This is a genomic window from Nitrobacter sp. MLSD-S21 (assembly GCF_058809865.1).
Window position 1 is genome coordinate 668,648 of the sequence record NZ_JBXASZ010000003.1, and the last position, 17,225, is coordinate 685,872.

Annotated in this window: 15 protein-coding genes and 1 pseudogene; 6 read left to right on the top strand and 10 right to left on the bottom strand. The window is 57.1% G+C overall.

The features are described 5' to 3' along the window. Positions 1–103: 103 nt before the first annotated feature. Positions 104–1,993, bottom strand: a complete 1,890-nt coding sequence (locus AC1RT6_RS13175; protein WP_493029498.1) for a sensor histidine kinase — start codon at positions 1,991–1,993, stop codon at positions 104–106. Positions 1,994–2,506: 513 nt separating this feature from the next. On the opposite strand from AC1RT6_RS13175, the gene AC1RT6_RS13180 reads away from it, so the two are divergent. Further along, positions 2,507–2,962, top strand: a complete 456-nt coding sequence (locus AC1RT6_RS13180; protein ID WP_079448107.1) for a hypothetical protein — start codon at positions 2,507–2,509, stop codon at positions 2,960–2,962. A 42-nt stretch (positions 2,963–3,004) separates the two neighbouring features. Next, positions 3,005–3,805 (top strand): polyphosphate kinase 2, encoded by an 801-nt coding sequence (ppk2, locus tag AC1RT6_RS13185; protein WP_079448108.1) that lies wholly within the window; start codon positions 3,005–3,007, stop codon positions 3,803–3,805. Between the two features lie 14 nt (positions 3,806–3,819). Here the strand turns inward: ppk2 and AC1RT6_RS13190 are convergent, their stop codons facing one another. The 4 genes from AC1RT6_RS13190 to AC1RT6_RS13205 all read right to left on the bottom strand — a co-directional run bounded on the left by AC1RT6_RS13190 (position 3,820) and on the right by AC1RT6_RS13205 (position 7,796). After that, positions 3,820–4,281, bottom strand: a complete 462-nt coding sequence (locus tag AC1RT6_RS13190; protein ID WP_079448143.1) for a DUF1134 domain-containing protein — start codon at positions 4,279–4,281, stop codon at positions 3,820–3,822. Positions 4,282–4,590: 309 nt separating this feature from the next. Continuing rightward, positions 4,591–6,318: a SulP family inorganic anion transporter gene (locus AC1RT6_RS13195; RefSeq protein ID WP_079448109.1), complete on the bottom strand. Its 1,728-nt coding sequence runs from the start codon at positions 6,316–6,318 to the stop codon at positions 4,591–4,593. Between the two features lie 348 nt (positions 6,319–6,666). Beyond that, the gene (locus AC1RT6_RS13200; RefSeq protein ID WP_309774258.1) at positions 6,667–7,044 is read right to left on the bottom strand and encodes a response regulator; all 378 of its coding nucleotides are present in this window, start codon (positions 7,042–7,044) and stop codon (positions 6,667–6,669) included. Positions 7,045–7,163: 119 nt separating this feature from the next. Further along, complete coding sequence (locus AC1RT6_RS13205; protein ID WP_079448111.1) at positions 7,164–7,796, bottom strand: response regulator transcription factor; 633 nt, start codon at positions 7,794–7,796, stop codon at positions 7,164–7,166. A 256-nt stretch (positions 7,797–8,052) separates the two neighbouring features. Here AC1RT6_RS13205 and AC1RT6_RS13210 point away from each other — a divergent pair, with 256 nt between their 5' ends. Continuing rightward, complete coding sequence (locus AC1RT6_RS13210; protein ID WP_079448112.1) at positions 8,053–8,736, top strand: helix-turn-helix domain-containing protein; 684 nt, start codon at positions 8,053–8,055, stop codon at positions 8,734–8,736. A gap of 53 nt (positions 8,737–8,789) precedes the next feature. Beyond that, a pseudogene (locus AC1RT6_RS13215) lies at positions 8,790–8,894 on the top strand (succinyl-CoA--3-ketoacid-CoA transferase); the annotation flags it as partial. A gap of 117 nt (positions 8,895–9,011) precedes the next feature. On the opposite strand, the gene AC1RT6_RS13220 reads toward AC1RT6_RS13215, so the two are convergent. The 4 genes from AC1RT6_RS13220 to AC1RT6_RS13235 form a co-directional block, all read right to left on the bottom strand. Continuing rightward, entirely contained in the window at positions 9,012–10,226 is a 1,215-nt protein-coding gene (locus AC1RT6_RS13220; RefSeq protein WP_079448113.1) for an acetate/propionate family kinase, read from the bottom strand. A gap of 36 nt (positions 10,227–10,262) precedes the next feature. Continuing rightward, positions 10,263–10,484 carry a DUF3141 domain-containing protein gene (locus tag AC1RT6_RS13225; protein WP_420799321.1) on the bottom strand — a complete coding sequence of 74 codons (222 nt, stop codon included), beginning with the start codon at positions 10,482–10,484 and terminating at the stop codon, positions 10,263–10,265. A gap of 77 nt (positions 10,485–10,561) precedes the next feature. Continuing rightward, positions 10,562–11,644: an AI-2E family transporter gene (locus AC1RT6_RS13230; protein WP_079448144.1), complete on the bottom strand. Its 1,083-nt coding sequence runs from the start codon at positions 11,642–11,644 to the stop codon at positions 10,562–10,564. 231 nt (positions 11,645–11,875) lie between these two features. After that, positions 11,876–12,427 (bottom strand): glycogen/starch/alpha-glucan phosphorylase, encoded by a 552-nt coding sequence (locus AC1RT6_RS13235; RefSeq protein WP_079448115.1) that lies wholly within the window; start codon positions 12,425–12,427, stop codon positions 11,876–11,878. Positions 12,428–12,529: 102 nt separating this feature from the next. Between AC1RT6_RS13235 and AC1RT6_RS13240 the strand changes: the two genes are divergently transcribed. Continuing rightward, on the top strand, positions 12,530–13,642 hold the full coding sequence (locus tag AC1RT6_RS13240) for an efflux RND transporter periplasmic adaptor subunit (RefSeq protein WP_472790690.1): 1,113 nt from the start codon (positions 12,530–12,532) through the stop codon (positions 13,640–13,642). Positions 13,643–13,644: 2 nt separating this feature from the next. Beyond that, complete coding sequence (locus tag AC1RT6_RS13245; protein ID WP_079448117.1) at positions 13,645–16,797, top strand: efflux RND transporter permease subunit; 3,153 nt, start codon at positions 13,645–13,647, stop codon at positions 16,795–16,797. 57 nt (positions 16,798–16,854) lie between these two features. Here the strand turns inward: AC1RT6_RS13245 and AC1RT6_RS13250 are convergent, their stop codons facing one another. Next, complete coding sequence (locus AC1RT6_RS13250; protein ID WP_158081555.1) at positions 16,855–17,025, bottom strand: hypothetical protein; 171 nt, start codon at positions 17,023–17,025, stop codon at positions 16,855–16,857. Positions 17,026–17,225: the final 200 nt, after the last annotated feature.

Here is a 17,225-nt window from a genome sequence, read left to right on the forward strand (position 1 = left end):
TTCATCGCTACAAAAATGGAGCAAAGCCGAGCTCGTTCTTTGATAAAGATCAACGAAACGAACGGCACCGTTCTTCTGCGGGGCGAGGGTCTGACTGCAAGTCTCAGACCGAAGTAGCTTGATCCCGAAGAATCGGAAGCCTGAGCGTGAAAAGTGCACCGCCGGGTGACTGATTTGCCGCAGAAATCTGTCCGTGGTGCGCTTCGACAATGGAACGGACGATTGCAAGTCCCATACCCATGCCCTGCGGTTTCGTCGTGAAAAACGGATCGAAAACCTTCGCAAGATCGGCGATCGCGATACCGGGGCCGGTGTCGCTGATACTGACTTCCGCCCAGGCGCCCGAGCGCCTTGTGGTTACGCTGACTTCTCGCTCTATTGCCTCCGCTTCGGATATTGCATCCATCGCGTTGATCATCAAGTTCAGAAAGACTTGTTGTAAGTGAACAACGTCTCCCATGATCTTCAGGTCGATCGATTCCGTACTACATTTCAATGCGATATTCCGCTCGCTGCCGACGGTCGCGATAAACCCCATCACTTGCCGTACCGTCTCGTTCAAGTCGATACAGGTAATCTCAAATGGTGTTTTCTTCAGCACGCTGCGTAGCCGACGTATCACCTCGCTGGCGCGCTGATCGTCACGCCTGATGTCAGCAAGAATTTCCTTCACCTCATCGAGATTCGGTGAGGGACTCTTCAGCATGAGCTCGGCTGTCTCGGTGTTGGTGAGAATCGAACCAAGCGGCTGGTTCAACTCATGCGCGATAGAAATCGTCAGTTCTCCGACAGTCGAACTGCGGTTGATATGGGCAAGATCAGTCAAGCGTTGGCGCGATTCGACTTCGGCAAGACGGCGGCGACGACGCTCATGCAGCAGTCCGCTGATCAACGCTCCCTGAATCAGGATTACGGTCGCAATCAACAACAACTGCCAATGATTGACCTCCCATATGCGGGGCTCGCGAAACAAGACTTCGCTTCCTGGAGGCAGGTTTCTCTCGCTGATATCCCAGCGCTGCATTTCGCGCCAATCGAACTTCGGATTGGAATATTTGATCGCAACCAGCCTTATATCGCGAGTTTTTTCTCCGTTCAGAATACGGATCGCCACAGCGGCTGTGAGCCTGCTAATTTCGAGAACGGAATACATCGGCCCGCCGACAGTCTCATTGCCAAAAAAGCCATCGTCGTAAGAAAAAAGCGGAGCATTGGACACTGCGTGAAGTTGCTGAAGCGCGGTATTCCCCTCGTAGGAGACTCCAATTGCGTCGACGTTCATCAGATGCCAGAAAATAGCTGTTTTCGGCGGCAACGTTTCGCTTTTCTTCAGAAAATCCTGGAACGAAATATCATTGGGCCGGATGAACTCAACCTTCTTCTGGACAGATGCAGCGTCCTTGCGGAGTTCGCCGAGCCAGAATTTCTCGTTGGGCGACGTTCCGTTCAAAACGACAATTCGCTCCGTGCCGGGAAGAACACGAAGGATCGTCTCGAAAGAAAGGCGAAAATCGTGAGAAACAGCAATGACGGTGTCACTATCCGGCAAATCCGAGAACTGGATACGACGCTGCTCGACCGCTGTCAGTATCAGGGGAATTTGAGTGAACAAATGTCGGCGGTGTTGCTGAACAAAATTCGAGGCAGGAGCGCCGATGGCAATGACAATATCCGGAGGGCGTTCGGAATAGAGCGCATTCAGGTAGGCAATAAACGGTGGCCCAGGATTTTCATCGCCAGAGCGTGCGGAAACCATCGAGTGGTCCTGAATATCAATCTGCCACGGCGACAACTGCTCCAAATTCTCCCGAATGGCTTTTGCATACGTCCCCCATGGTCTGAAATCTCGTCCAAAGGAATGCAGGATCAATACCCGTTTGATCTCGCGAGTCTGACCGCTGCGCGCAAACTCGGACGGGATGATCGTCCAAACCAGCAGACAGACACATAGACGGGTAACAAGACCCAGCCAGGATGGGTTAGTCGCTGCCATCGGGGCGCGTCCATTCATCCTCGTACCCGGCGGCCCGAACGACTGTCTTGCAGCACGTTTCAGTGCGGGCGCACGACCTTCAACGGTCTCAGCCGAGCCGGACGAGACCGTCAACCAAGCGTCGCGACCCGACCGTGGGCTTCCACGACCTTTACGCAAGTGGCATCATAATATGCGCCTGTAGCACTGACCGCAACGGTCCAGGGACATTGCCATTGTTGCAGAGTAGCTTTGCAGCGAACGCTACGGTGACGGCCGGCTCATTCTTTGCCTGATACAATTGCCCATCACCGCTAACAAACACCGGTTGCGCTCGCGGTGGCAAGATAGAAAAGCACATGGTGCGGCGCCATGGAATGTATCGCCTCGTTCAACTCTCCTCTCCCCGACTTTGGCCTCAGACTTTAGCGTGCCCGGTAACCATGGATGCGAATTTGTTGATTTGAATCAAGGTAACGACGTCGACCCGACCTAGCCTCGTCATGACAATACATTCGTCAGGAGTTTCTCGTCATGCCAGGCAGCATTGATGACCTCATCCCGAGCGCGCAACAGATCCGGAAAGAAGCGGCCCTCAAGGAAGCCGAAAAGGCGGATCAATATGCCCGCCTGGCAGCGGCCGCCCAAGCCGAGAAACATGCACTGATCGAGCGGCTCAGTCGTTCATCCGGCAAGTCCGAGGAGGAAAAAATCCAGCTCGCCTCGACCGTCATCCAGCGAGCAGTCCGAAACGGGCTAACCGAAGTGCAGGTGTATCGGTTCCCCAACTCGCTATGCACGGATAAAGGCCGAGCCATCAATCAGCAGGAGGCCGGCTGGGAGAACACACTGACGGGGATTCCGAAAGAAATATTCGAGCTCTGGCGCGACTATCTGAAACCGCGGGGTTATCGCATCAGTTACCAGATTATTGATTACCCCGGAGGTGTCCCTGGCGACATCGCCGTCACTATCTCCTGGGGAGATTAGGAACGGTTGGTGGAGTCTGGTCTGAAGCAGCGGAAGGTAGACATGTCAGCCGACGCGGACACGCCACGGATGAAGCGCAAGGTCTATGAGAAAGAGCTGGAAAAGCTCCAGGTCGAGCTTTGCTATCTTCAGGAATGGGTGAAGGCGAACAAGATTCGAGTCATCGTCCTGTTCGAGGGCCGGGATGCCGCCGGGAAGGGCGGCACGATCAAGGCGATTACGGAGAAGGTCAGTCCGCGCGTGTTTCGCGTTGCCGCCTTGCCAGCTCCGTCCGACCGGGAGAAGACGCAATTATTTCTTCAACGTTACATGCAGAATTTTCCGGCTGCAGGTGAAATTGTGATCTTCGACCGGAGTTGGTACAATCGCGCCGGCGTGGAATATGTGATGGGCTTTTGTACGCCCGCCGAGCACAAACGATTCCTTTCTCTCTGCCCCCAGATGGAGAAATATATCATCGAAGGGGGCATCATCCTGATCAAACTCTGGCTTGAGGTCGGGATGGACGAGCAGGAGCGTCGCTTCAAGGCGAGAATCGACGATCCGCTGCGGCAGTGGAAGTTGAGTCCGATGGATACTGCATCTTACCAACGATGGTACGACTACTCAGAAGCTCGGGACCTGATGCTGAAGGCAACCAGCACGAAGCAATCGCCATGGTACATCGTTCGCTCCGACGACAAGCGTCGAGCTCGACTGAACTGCATCGCGCATCTGCTGGAGTTGATTCCGTATAAACGGATACATAAAAACAAGGTCAAGCTGCCAAAGCGCTCCGCGAAGGAGCGCTTTGACGACCAGGCGGGCCTGCGTGGGATGACGTTCGTGGCTGAACGTTACTGAGTGGACCAGGTCGCCTACTGCGTGGTCCGACTGGTTCGCATCTGTTTCAAGCTTATCGATACCCCACCGACAGCGACCGACATTTCGGCGCCTACCCTCGGGCCACTCAGTTGCAAGATCACGCCGTTGGCGTTTTGCAGTTGAACTCCGCCGGCTCCAGCCACGACAGCGCCGCCGGCTCCGACAGCGGTGTACCTGCCTTCGATCGAAGCCGGCCCTTTTAGATTAAGGGCTCGTCCAACAAGCTTGGTCGTCGAGGCTCCGATCGTGAAGCCGACACTCATGCCCGAGACAGTGAATGGATAGTGAGTGCCCCGGAGCGTCAGTACGCCCTCGCCGCCACCGACTCCTACAACAAACCCGCCTTTGGTGAAGATCACCGCGACGCGCCCTGTTTCAGCGCGAGCGGGCGTACTGATGGCAGCCGCTCCCACGAGGAAGACTAACAAGGCAGAGCTCACGCTAAATTTCTTCATGATATCTTTTTCCTTTTCCCTCTGATGACTCACACTCTGATGAACCAGCAGCTTCGAACCAAACCGGGAGAAAATTGATCGACACATTTTGTGCGGGCTGGTGTCGTTGGAGATTTTACTTTTTGCCTTCCGCCACCTTGATCCAAGTCAATATCTTAATCTCGTGACACGACTGGCCAAGCTGCGGCAAATGCCAAACTGCATCATGCAACTTGGTGTCAGACACATCCAGCCGGAGATCCTTGGCTGCAGGAGTCACCCGGTGCTGGAGTCATCGGGTTCGATCACCGTCAAACTCGGGAGAGCTTACTATCCAGGCGGCCGTTCGTCCCGGAGACCGGATCGTTCGCTAACATTGTCCTCGCTCAACACGCTGTCGAGCGTACGGAGCCATTCGCTACTGTCCGTCTTCTCCGCCAACCCTTCTGCTCGCAGCAACTCACGCAACTGCGCGTGAGCGCCGACAATGCAGAACGTTATTTGACGCGACGCCAGCTCATCATAAAGATCAAGTAACATCCGCGCACCCGCCAGATCGATGTAGGGAGATGCGGATAGATCGCAGGCAACCAGCCTGACGTCAGAGACCATTCGCAGTTTTTCCAAAACGGCCTCCAGAATCGTCTCGGCATTGATGTAGAGCAACGAGGCTTCAGGGCGGAACGCAACAACGCCAACCAGCGGCGTCACGCCCTCATGCCTGATGCTGTCGGAATAGCGGCCCGATTCAGGAAGCCGTCCGAGAAACGCTATGTTGGGCCGTGACGCCCGGATAAGCAGCAGGAGGATGGATGCGAGAGCTGCAAGCAGGACACCTTGGAGAATCCCAAGCAGCAACACGGATACGAGGGCAATGGCCGCGGCATAAAAGTCGATACGACTCACTTCCCACATGCGAAGCAGCGCGCGGACGTCGACCAGTCTGTAAACTGCAGTAATGACAACTCCAGCCAATACTGCCCGCGGAAGGTTGGTCAGCAACTCCGTAAAGAAAAGCAGGCAGAGCGCGAGGGTTAGCGAGCAAAATAACAATGCCAGGGGCGTTCGCGCACCAGCCGTGTCATTGACGGCGGACTGCGATAATCCGCCTGCGACGGGATAGCCGTGACCGAATGCAACTGCGAGGTTGGCAGCCCCAAATCCCAGAAATTCTTGTCGGACGTCAATACTATATCCATGCTTCGCCGCAAAACTCCGCGCCGCCGAAACGCCTTCTATATAGGCCAGCAGCAGACACCCGGCTGCTATTGGAAATAAGTCCTGGAAATCCAGCATTCCGAAAGTTGGCACCTCGAAGGCAGGCAATCCGGGCGGTATCTTCCCGGTGACAGGGACACCCATTGCCGGAAGCCCTAACAAAGTTGCCATAAGAATCGACAATGCCAACACCATGAGTCCGACGGGCCTGCCCGTCAGGAATCGCTCGCCAAGGAGCAGGAGCACGACCGCCGCAATTCCTATTGCCAATACAAGTGGATTGATGTTGCCGATCTGACCTGCAAGCCGAATTGCACGGTCAACGAAGTTGTGCCCGCCACCAGCTACGCCGAACAGGTTCGGTAACTGACTCATTATAATTGTAAGCCCCGCCCCCGCCTTGAAGCCGACAAGAATGCTGTCGCTAACCAGCCGCACAAGAACGCTCAGCTTGAAAAGCCAGGCAATCAGGCAAAGCAACGCCACAGCGAATGCCGCAAGACTCGCGATCTGAGCGAAACGCATCGCGTCTCCCCCTGCCAGGGCCCCGACACTGCTGGCGATCATGAGCGAGATTGCGGAGGTCGGGCCGACAGCAAGCTGGCGGGATGACCCCATGAGAGCATAACCTAAACCGCCAAGCAGATAGCCATAGATGCCCACCTGCGGCGGCAACCCGGCAAGGCCCGCATAGGCCAGTGACACCGGGATCGCGTAGGCGGCGAGGGTCACTCCGGCGATGGCATCATAACGCAACCAGGACAATCTGTATTCGGCAAGCCACGTCAACGGCGGGAAAACCCCTATCCAACCCGCTCGCTGAAACGCGCGCAACGTCATAGGTGTTCCTTGTTGGGATGTATCTCGCAGCGAAACAAGACGATCAGCAAGGCACCCGCCGGGAGACCAGGAACGAGATTGGGTACGCCCTTCGTTGCACAGACGTCCACGGCCGCCCTACACGAGTTGCAGCAGATCCTGACGGCATAGGCGGCGCGTCGAGCCCGACGCGGATTGATCTGGATCAAGCTCTCGACGAATTTCCTGAATACCCGCGATGATCAAGGAAATGGCTCCTGGAAGGAGCTGTGGCTGGAATTACGACGTCGCTGCCACTCGATCGTTTCGCTTCCATCGATAAGGGCGCGGCGAGCAGGCATTCGAGCAGGACGCCAACAACCGATCGCGCTAGAATGACGCTTCTCGCACTTTTTCGACCGGCTCGGTTAGCGATCTTGCCGAAAATGGCTTGGTTGGGTACGCGATACATCCCGATTCGATTGCGGCTGAGCGTTTTGCGTCACTGTCGTTTCCGGTAATGAAGATCACTGGCAGCTCGACACCTCTGCCGGCGAGTTGGCGACGCAAGTCTATGCCTGATTCTTTGTACAGATCGATGTCAAGGATCACGCAAAAGGCGTCGTCGAAATCCGCATGACGCAGCAGCGCAGCGCCGGATCCGAACAGTGTTACGTTAAAACCATGCTCTCTCAACAACCGCTTCATGCCTTTGAGCATTGACGGATTATCGTCGACGACAAGAATTGACTTGGATTTCGGTATCATCGGCCTCCCAGAAACCTGATGAAGGCCCATCGCGCGTTCATTCAGATGCCTTGTCTGCTAATATTTATATTGTCCTTTCGTACATGGTACGCGACGTAAATGTTTTCTGCGAACAAAGGCTATCTGCCTGAATTTTCGTTCGGATCGATCAACCCAAGCCGCTCCGCGATCAAAACCAGTTCTGCGAGCGAGTGCACTCGCATCTTTTCCATCACTTCATGGCGATGCGCTTTCACGGTGCGTTCAGTTGTTCCAAGTTCTCTGGCAACTTGCTTGTTGATCTTTCCGCGCACGATCAAATCGAAGACCTGTCGTTCGCGGGGCGTCAATCTCGCAAGAAGTGCGAGACTCGCATCAAGCTTGCTTCGTTGGCTGCGGACCGACTCATGGCGCGCCAAGGCGCGCTCGATCGCCCCTATCAGCTGCTCTGATGATACCGGCTTGATCAGGAGATCTTCGGCACCTGCCCTGATCGCTCGTACGGTCGTCGGAATGTCCGCATAGCCGGTGACGAAGATGACAGGCAACATCGAATGAAGCTCGATGAGGCGGCTTTGCAATTCCAGCCCGTTCAGTCCGGGCATTCGAACGTCGAGCAAGACGCAACCAGGTCCTTCAGAGCCCTGCAGACGATCCAGCAGTGTCTGAGCCGACGAATGCTTCTCAACTTCATAGCCAGCAAGCTTCAGGCGGCGTTCGACTGCTGTACGAAACGAAGCATCGTCGTCCACAATGTAAACAAGGCTAGACAAGTCCGCCTCCCAGCCGCCACCCTGGCCGATATCGGGCTTCCAGAATCACCCAGGGCATTTGCGGCCAAGGGGTCCGGTTTTCATTTTTTCGGACATCCTATTGCAGACCTGTCCCTAGGTACAATGTCCCTTCAGACAATGGTCAAGAAACATGTCTTAGCGGAAGCTCCACGGCCACGGCAAAGAGCCTTCCTCCCACGGAAACATATTCTTAGAGGCAGACCATATCCAACAACCAGTTACACAGGAGTTGGCCATGTTTGTCCGCATCACCAACGATTTGGCGTATCGTGCCATCTCTTTCGGCGAGCTCGGAATAGCGGGTGATTCAAATCAAAAAGTAAGTTTAAACGAATTTACCTACAAGAAAGGCTCTGAAATCTATGGGGAAAAGGAGCCTGCGGACTATGTCTATCAGGTCAAGGCGGGCTCGGTGCGAAGCTACAAATTGCTTCCAGACGGTCGCCGCCAGATCGGTGCGTTTCACCTCGTCGGCGACATCTTCGGACTGGAAAACGGAAGCGAGCATCGGTTTACGGCAGAGGCGATCGTGAACACCACGGTTCGCTTGATCAAACGGCGGAGCCTTGAGATGATGGCAGAGAGCGATGCCATGGTCTCGCGGAATCTGCTCGGCATGACCACGGAAAATCTGGAGCATGCCGAAAATCACATGCTCCTGCTCGGCCGAAAGACCTCTCTGGAGCGGGTCGCGGCCTTCCTGGTCGAGATGGATCGGCGACTTGCAGCAGCCGGCGTCATGCCACTGCCGATGTCGCGGCGCGACATTGCCGACTACCTCGGGCTGACGCTGGAAACGGTATCGCGTGCCCTATCGCGACTACATGAACTCGGTATCATCGGTTTCATAGGCACCAATCGACGTCAGATCACCCTTCTGAATCGAAGGCAGCTCGCTACCCTCGATCTGCAAAACTGACTCCTTGAGCGCCGATCGACGCGAGGTAGTCGAGGATCTTGCGATATACGGAAATGGGCGGGACGATGGACCTCATGAGTGGCGCGAAGCGCGTTATCGTCGCCATGCAGCACGCCGCGAAGGTCATTCGACGATCGTCAACGGATGCATCCTGCCGCGACTTCACCCCGTGAGTTGGCACCGTCGGGTTCCAGAAATGCTTGCGTTCCGACGTCCCCGATGCTGACGAGATTGCGCGCGGTACTTCGATTGCCTGGCATCCGAAAAAACAGAAATCATGATGCTCTCTCATGCCTAACACCCGGCGACGGCCTCTCCAGCAACAGCGACAACGTGTGCTGCGCAATCATCAACTCTTCGTCGGTCGGTATGACGTAAACCGGGATGCAGCTGTCGGAACCGGATATCAGACGCATGTGACGGGAATTCCCGATGGGATTAAGCGTAGCGCCAAGCCACCTCAATTGATCGACGATGCGCGCCCGTATCCGGATCGAGTTTTCGCCGATACCGGCGGTAAAGACAAAGGCGTCGAGACCCTGCAGCGCGGCTGCGAGCATGCCAGCATGGAGGCCGACCCGATAAACGAAATAATCAATCGCGAGTTTCACCTTAGGGTCTTCGCTCGCCTCCAGTTCGCGCATGTCGTTGCTGACGCCCGAGAGTCCTTTCAATCCGCTATCCCGGTAAAGGAAGTCTTGTACTTTAGCAGGCGACATTCCCTTCTCCGAGATCAGATAGAGCACGACACCGGGATCGATTTGGCCTGGACGCGTTCCCATAGGTAGCCCGTCGAGCGCCGTGAATCCCATCGTGCTCTCGATGCTGCGTCCCCCCTTCAACGCGCACATCGAGGCTCCGCTACCGAGATGCGCGACAATCACCCGCCCCTTGGCGATTTCGGGCGCGACGTGCGGCAAAGTCTTCGCGACATATTCATATGAGAGACCGTGGAATCCGTAACGCCGCACACCCTCGGCATATAATTGGTGAGGAATTGCATAGTGGTCAGAGACAGCGTCACGCGTGCGGTGAAACGCAGTATCGAAACAAGCCACCTGTGGGAGTGTTGGAAAATTAGCGAGAAGTGACCGGACGAGAGCCAAATTATGCGGCTGATGAAGCGGGGCCAGCGCTACAAACCGCTCCAGCTGGGCTACGATGCCATGATCGATCAGCACCGGCCCGACGAAGTCCGGACCGCCGTGGACCACGCGATGGCCGACTGCCATCGGGCTAATGCGGAGTTCATCCCGCAGCCATCCGCTGGCAACGCCCATCGCGGCTGAGACGTCCGAAACCGATTCGATCGGATAGGCGCGGTGGGCCAGTGGTACGCCACGCACGCCGCTCGCCCGCAGGCGAGGACGACTGCCAATGCCATCGATCTGGCCCTTGATCTGGCGTCGCAGATCTCCCTCACCCTCGACCGAAAAGATCTGGAACTTGACGCTTGAGGAGCCTGCATTGACGACGAGGATAGTATCCATAGCGATCACGCGGCAACTGTTGAGGTTTTCTAACGTCTAGCACTCGCACCGAGAGCCGCAGCGAGTCGGCCTGGTAGCTTCGATCACACATGGCTTGCCGGCGGCTTGCGGGTAACGGCTGATGACACTCTCGATCAACATGCTTCGGCGCGCGATACGCCTGATCGTTTGTCCAAGTATCAGCTCGGGCAGGAAGCCGATCAGATAGCCGAGATGACCTACTTTCATCGCAACGCCAATTTCGTTGTCTGCCCTGATGTCTCGACCTCGCTATCGTGCAATTCATTCAAGGAGCATCGAGGTATCGAGCGTTGATTTAGGTCAACGTTCGATATTCAGCCCGACAATGGCGCTGTGTCGGCGCGATCGCTACGTATCCAGGCCACCGTCAATTCCCAGGCCAGAGAAAGAATGATCGGTCCGACAAAGAGGCCGACAATTCCATGCGCGAGCGTTCCTCCGATCACCCCGACAAAGATGACGAGTGTCGGGGTGGTCAGGCCACGCTTCATTACCAGCGGTTTCAAGATGTTGTCGATTACGCCGACGAGACCCAGGAATACCGTCAGCAGAAGCGCTGTGGTGAAATCCTTGTCCGTCCATATCCAAATGACTACCGGAACCAGGACGATTGCCGCGCCGACTTGAATGATCGACAGGATCATAACTGCGAAGGCCAACAAACCGGCGCTTGGAATACCTGCCAGCTTGAAGCCAATGCCGGCCAATAAGGACTGGATGACTGCGACACCGATGACACCCTGGGATACCGCGCGGATGGTCGCACCCGCTAGTTCGAGGAAATGTTCGCTCTGCTCAGGCACGATGCGATAGAGGAAGCTCTTGCCTGCCTCTACAAGCTGCGAGCCATAAGGGAAGAGAAACCCGGCCAGCGCTACAGACAGAATAAATTTCAGCAAGCCCACGCCGGCATTGCCGGCAAGAGCTAATAAAACGCCTGCCAGTGGCTTCAGATAAGGAGCCACCTCACGCAAAGCAGCTCGAATGTTGCTGGATGCCTGATTCCAGAACTCGTAAAGACTCGGGCCGATGAGCGGCCAGTTATTAATGCTTTCCGGCGGTGATGGAATCACGAGGTTACCAGCACCCAGATTTCCAGCGAACTCCTTCACTCCGTCCAAGGCACTCAAGCCAAGCCAGGTTGCTGGTCCGATGACAATTCCGAGATTGATGAGGGTGAGAATTGCCGCTGCGAGCTTTGGACGACCGCCAAGAAGCTTGGAAAGAAAATTGAAGACAGGATAGAGCGCAACAGCAAGCACGATGCTCCAGGCCAAGACAGGCACAAAAGGCCGGATCAGAAGGATCGTCCAGTAGATCAGGAAAGCAAGCAACCCGAGGCGGATCACAAGCTGAATGACGTCGTCTCCGGGCAAGTACTGGCGAAAGGTTTTCAAGGACAACCTCTTTTTGAGGGCAGACATACCGTCGCCAAGCTATCGGCCGCAGGCTAGCCTGACGTCAGCAATCGCGACCTTGCAGGTCAAGCCGCGCAGCACGCTTGTCTGGTTTGCATCTGTCCCCGCCTGCAAGCGGGCCGCGATGGGCGCGGTGGCCGGCTGCGCCGTTGTCGCAACGGCACATGTTAGGGAAGGAATCGCATCGCCGGCTTTGATCTAGATCAACTGTCAGTCGACGGCCGTTCTCAAGCGTACCCACCGCCCTGCTACACTCTGGATTGGCCTAACGTTCCAGATGTCGCGGCAGTACTCCCGGATCGAGCGGTCGGATGAGAAGCGACCGACTCGCGCGCAGTTCAGAATGGACATGCGCGTCCATGCGCTCTGATCGGAGTACGCTCGACTGACGCTTTGTTGGCATTCCACGTAGGCCTGATAGTCGGCTAGCAGCATGTAGTCGTCGCGGGTGATCAGCGATTCGACGAGGGGCTGGAAGAGTGCGCGATCACCGTTCGAAAAGAACCCCGAACTGATGAGATCGATCGCTTCGCGCAACTCCGGATTTGACTCGTAGAATTCGCGCGGCGCGTAGCCCCCAGCCTTCAATCGCTCGACCTCTGCGGCCGTCAGACCGAACAGGAAGAAATTCTCGGCAGCCCCGACTGGACTGCCCAACCTTATGACGGCAGCCGACGTGTGCTTTTCGATTTCCTTCGCGCGCTCGGGCGCCGAGACTTCTTTGGTTTCTACCTGAGGTTTGAAAGCTGCCCCACTTGCCAACCTGAGTCAGTTGGCAGATTGTGGATATCTGGTCAGCCGTAGATCAAGGTCTGTCGGATTCGAATAAAAAGACGCTATCCGATCGGCAGCCGGGGGGTTCATATGGCGGCTCGCGCGAAGATCTGGTTTTCCTGCCTGTTTCTCATTTCATCCGCCGCTCTGGCGCAGCAGCCACCCACTATTCAAGTAAGCGTCGTGCCGGCGGAAAAGACCGCATTGGCCGACACAACCCGCTTCGTGGGCAGGATTGAAGCCATTGAGCGCGTCGACGTGCGTGCGCGCATCACCGGCTTTCTAGAGAAGGTCGAGTTCAAGGACGGCGACCGGGTGAAACAGGGCGCACCTCTCTATCAAATCGAGAAGGGGCCGTTCGAGGCCGCGGTCCAACAGGCAAGGGCGGCCGTCGAGAAAATGCGGGCTCTTCTGGAAAATGCAAACATCCAGAAGCGACGTGCTGATGAATTGATAAAGACCAGCGCGATTTCCCAGGCCACGCGCGACGACCGCACTGCATCCGCGCGGGAGGCCGAAGGGAATTTTGCTGCCGCCGAAGCTGATCTCAAGACGGCAGAGATCAACCTCGCCTACACCGACATTACGTCGCCGATCGATGGGCGGATCGGTCGAACTGCTGTCACGCGCGGCAATGTCGTCGGGCCAAATTCGGGCGTGCTGACCACAATCGTCAGCTCTGATCCGATGTATGTCGTCTTTCCGGTCAGCCAGCGCGAATTTCTGCGGCTAAAAGAGGAAGGTCGCGGCACCAGGAAGCAATCGGCGAAGGACTTCAACGTCAACATTCAGTTTTCAAACGGCGCGGCCTATGGCGAGAAAGGGCAGATCGACTTCGTCGACGTCAAGGTCGACCGGGCGACCGACGCGGTGACGGTGCGCGCCAAGATCGCTAACCCGAATGACGAACTTGTCGATGGCCAACTCGTTCACGTCGCCGTCGAGAGCGGCAAACCCGAGGAGCGTGTTGTTGTCCCACAGGCCGCCCTGATCGCCGATCAGCTTGGCACCTATGTATTCGTCATCGAGGACAGCAAGGCCGTGGTCAAACGGGTCAGACTCGGACCTACGAAGGGTGGCTCGGTCGTCGTCCTCCAAGGATTGACCGGTGGCGAGATGGTTGTCGTTCAGGGCGTGCAGGGCCTGAGACAGGGCGCCGCCGTCACCGCTTCGCCGGCCCAGCCCCCTGTTCGCGGGCTCTAGCCATGCTGTCATCCATCTTCGTCGAGCGTCCGCGTCTGGCCGTTGTCATTGCCGTTGTCACCGCCATCGCCGGGCTGGTGTCGCTGCTTGTGATTCCGATCGCGCAGCTTCCAAACATCGTTCCGCCGCAAGTCTCGGTGACCGCCGTCTACCCAGGCGCATCCTCGCTGGTCGTCGATTCCACGGTCGCCCAGGTGATCGAATCCCAGGTCGTCGGCGTCGACAAGATGATCTACATGAAGAGCATCTCCGGCAACGACGGCAGCTATTCGTTGTTGGCTTCGTTCGAACTCGGCACCGATCCCGATATCAACACGGTCAATGTCAATAACCGTGTTCAGATCGCACTCGCCAAGATGCCGGAAGAAGTTAAGCGATCGGGCATTACGGTGAAGAAGAAGTCGTCCGCGCTTCTCGCCGTTGTCGCGGTGTATTCGCCGACGCAGGCCTACGACGAACTGTTCCTGTCCAACTACGTCACGATCAATCTGCTGGACCAGATCCGGAGCACACCCGGTGTCGGCGATGCCCAATTGTTCGGTCCGCAGGACTATTCGATGCGAATCTGGCTCAAGACGGATCAATTGACCGGCCTTGGGCTGACCGCCGGCGACGTGATCTCGGCCATCCAAACGCAGAACGTGCAGGCGGCCGTCGGACGAATCGGTGCGCGTCCGGTGTCCGACGACCAGCAGCTCCAGCTCAACATCCAGACCAAGGGAAGACTCTCCTCGACGAAGGAGTTCGAAAGAGTCATCATCCGGAGCAATCCCGACGGATCGGTCCTGCGCCTCGGCGATATCGCCCGCCTGGAACTCGGCGCCGCAAATCTGGACAGGTCGACGCGCCTGAACGGCGCTGCGGCGACGCTGATCGGAATCTATCAGACTCCCGGCGCGAACGCCCTCCGGAGCGTCGACGCGCTCAACAAGCTATTGACGGACAATGCCAAGTCGTTTCCGGAAGGCGTGGCTTGGAAGGTCACCTATGATCCAACTGTCTTCGTCAGGGCGACGATCGAGAAGGTAAAACACACCCTCCTCGAAGCCGCCCTGCTGGTGCTGCTGGTGGTCTTCATCTTCCTGGGAAACATCCGCGCCACCTTGATTCCAATGATCGCCGTTCCCGTCAGCCTGATTGGCACCTTCATCGTGCTCAACGCCATCGGGTACTCCGCCAATACCGTGTCGCTTCTCGCGATGATCCTGGCGATCGGCATCGTGGTGGACGATGCCATCGTGGTGGTCGAGGCCGTCGAACAAACGATGGAGGCGCATCCCGAGCTGTCGGCAGGAGAAGCAACCAAACTCGCGATGCAGAGTATCTTCGCACCCATCATCGCAATCACACTGGTGCTACTCGCGGTGTTCGTGCCGGTTGCCTTCATTTCCGGGATTTCCGGCGAATTGTTCCGGCAGTTTGCCGTCACGGTCGCGGTCTCCATGTTCCTGTCGGCTATCAACGCGCTGACGCTATCGCCGGCTCTCTGCGCAGTTCTGCTGAAGCCTCATCACGGACCGAAACGCGGCTTGATGGGGAGGTTGAGCCGGGGAATCGACGTCGTCCGCGATGGCTACGGTTTGGCCGTTGCGCGGCTGGTTCGGCTTGCAGTTGTGGGGATCGTCGTCGTTGTGGCAGCGTTTGCCGGCATTGGGCTGCTTGCGAGGGTAACCCCGACCGGCTTCATCCCGTCCGATGATCAGGGCGCATTCTTCGTTGTCGTCCAATTGCCCGACGGCGCCTCGATCGGGCGCACATCGGAGGTGGTGCGGCAAGCCGAGGACATCCTCAAGAAGGAAAGCTCGATCGCCGATGTAAACTCTATCATCGGATTGAACTTCGTCGACAATTACTCCCAGCCCAACTCCGGCTTCATGGTCGTCACGCTCAAGGATTTTGAGGAGCGTACAGGAGCTACCGAAACGTCAGATGCAATCATCGCACGGCTCGCATCCGCGCTGCGCAGCGTAAGGGGAGGCAGCGCCGTTCCATTGGCGCCGCCGCCGATCATCGGCCTCGGTACCGGCGGCGGTTTCAGCTACGTGCTGCAGGATTTGCAGGGCGGCGAACCTGCCAACATGGCTCAGGCGCTGCGTGGGCTGGTGATCGCGGCGAACCAGGACCCGCAGCTCTCGCGGGTGTTCACGACCTTCTCTGCGACCAATCCATCGGTGTTCCTGGAGATCGATCGCGACAAGGCGCGCATCCTCGGGATTGAAATCAACTCGATATTCCAGGCGCTGCAGACCTCGCTCGGAGGCTTCTACGTCAATGACATCAACCTGTTCGGGCGTACCTGGCAGGTCCAGGTGCAGGCGGAAAGCGAGGACCGTTCCTCCGTTGAGGATATCTATCGCATCAATGTACGCAGCAAGGACGGACAAATGGTTTCACTGCGCAGCCTCGTTGAGGTGCGCATCGCGCTCGGCCCGCAGGGGCTGATCCGCTACAATAATACACGTGCCGCGACCGTTCTGGGCGGGCCGGCTCCGGGCGTGTCCTCGGGGCAAGCGCTCGCCGCGATGGACGCTGTGGCGGCGAAGACATTGCCATCCGGATATCGGGGGTCGTGGACCGACATCTCGTTCCAGGAAAAGCGGGCGGAGGGGCAGACTCCGGTCATCCTCGCGTTCGCGTTGTTGTTTGCATATCTCTTCCTTGTCGGGCTCTATGAGAGTTGGACCATACCGGTACCGGTTTTGCTGTCGGTCTCGGTCGGAGTGGCGGGTGCCTATCTTTCCATCGTACTCGCGGGGCTGACGCTCGATCTCTACGCGCAGATCGGAATGATCGTTCTGATCGGCTTGGCAGCGAAGAACGGCATTCTGATCGTTGAATTCGCCAAGGCGCGGCGCGAGCAAGGTCACCCCCTGCATGAGGCGGCGGTCGAAGGTGCACGGTTACGATTTCGGCCGGTCATGATGACGTCGTTTGCCTTCATTCTAGGACTCGTTCCCCTCGTCATCGCGTCCGGCGCCTCCAAACTTGCGTTTCGCAACGTCGCCACTCCCGTCTTCGGCGGTATGCTGGCGGCATCGTTGATCGGCGTCTTCGCTATCCCTCCGCTGTACGTTCTCTTCCAGGACCTTCGCGAACGGATCAAGGCGAGGTTTGGGACCAAGCCAGGTTCTCACACAACCGCCGCAGACCATTGAGTCTTGTCGTTGTCGTTGAGTTTCGAAGAAGGGCGCGCCATGAGCGACCTAGGCGCATTAGCGCTTTTCTGCTCCATGGAGCCTCATCTCAATGACGTTGACAGAAAGCCGATCAATATAATGGCGTTCGGCCGCTTCAATAAATTGCGCGGCAAAAGAGACGCCTTCAACTTTCGAGACAGCTTGGGTGGCTTGTTTCTTTTCAGCATGACACGCTAAAGCCGCCAAACGCGCGACCCCCTGAGCACTTTCGCTACTCTCCGTCCCCAATTCACGGCGAGATCCCCGCCGCGCATTAACATGCTACGGTCGCTTCCAGGCTGAGTGTCTCAATGCGCGTGGTTTCTGCCCCCGCCTTATCCTTTGCCTTTGACGCGGAAGACGACGGGCAGGGTGAAGCTCAATCCCTCGTCCGCTATCAGCGGCGG

Bases quoted from the DNA above. Each gene is read 5' to 3' on its own strand.
- AC1RT6_RS13220 (WP_079448113.1), bottom strand. From the start codon at position 10,226: ATGGATACTATCCTCGTCGTCAATGCAGGCTCCTCAAGCGTCAAGTTC.
- AC1RT6_RS13195 (WP_079448109.1), bottom strand. From the start codon at position 6,318: ATGACGTTGCGCGCGTTTCAGCGAGCGGGTTGGATAGGGGTTTTCCCG.
- ppk2 (WP_079448108.1), top strand. From the start codon at position 3,005: ATGTCAGCCGACGCGGACACGCCACGGATGAAGCGCAAGGTCTATGAG.
- AC1RT6_RS13200 (WP_309774258.1), bottom strand. From the start codon at position 7,044: ATGATACCGAAATCCAAGTCAATTCTTGTCGTCGACGATAATCCGTCA.
- AC1RT6_RS13175 (WP_493029498.1), bottom strand. From the start codon at position 1,993: ATGGCAGCGACTAACCCATCCTGGCTGGGTCTTGTTACCCGTCTATGT.
- AC1RT6_RS13240 (WP_472790690.1), top strand. From the start codon at position 12,530: ATGGCGGCTCGCGCGAAGATCTGGTTTTCCTGCCTGTTTCTCATTTCA.
- AC1RT6_RS13180 (WP_079448107.1), top strand. From the start codon at position 2,507: ATGCCAGGCAGCATTGATGACCTCATCCCGAGCGCGCAACAGATCCGG.
- AC1RT6_RS13210 (WP_079448112.1), top strand. From the start codon at position 8,053: ATGTTTGTCCGCATCACCAACGATTTGGCGTATCGTGCCATCTCTTTC.
- AC1RT6_RS13190 (WP_079448143.1), bottom strand. From the start codon at position 4,281: ATGAAGAAATTTAGCGTGAGCTCTGCCTTGTTAGTCTTCCTCGTGGGA.
- AC1RT6_RS13245 (WP_079448117.1), top strand. From the start codon at position 13,645: ATGCTGTCATCCATCTTCGTCGAGCGTCCGCGTCTGGCCGTTGTCATT.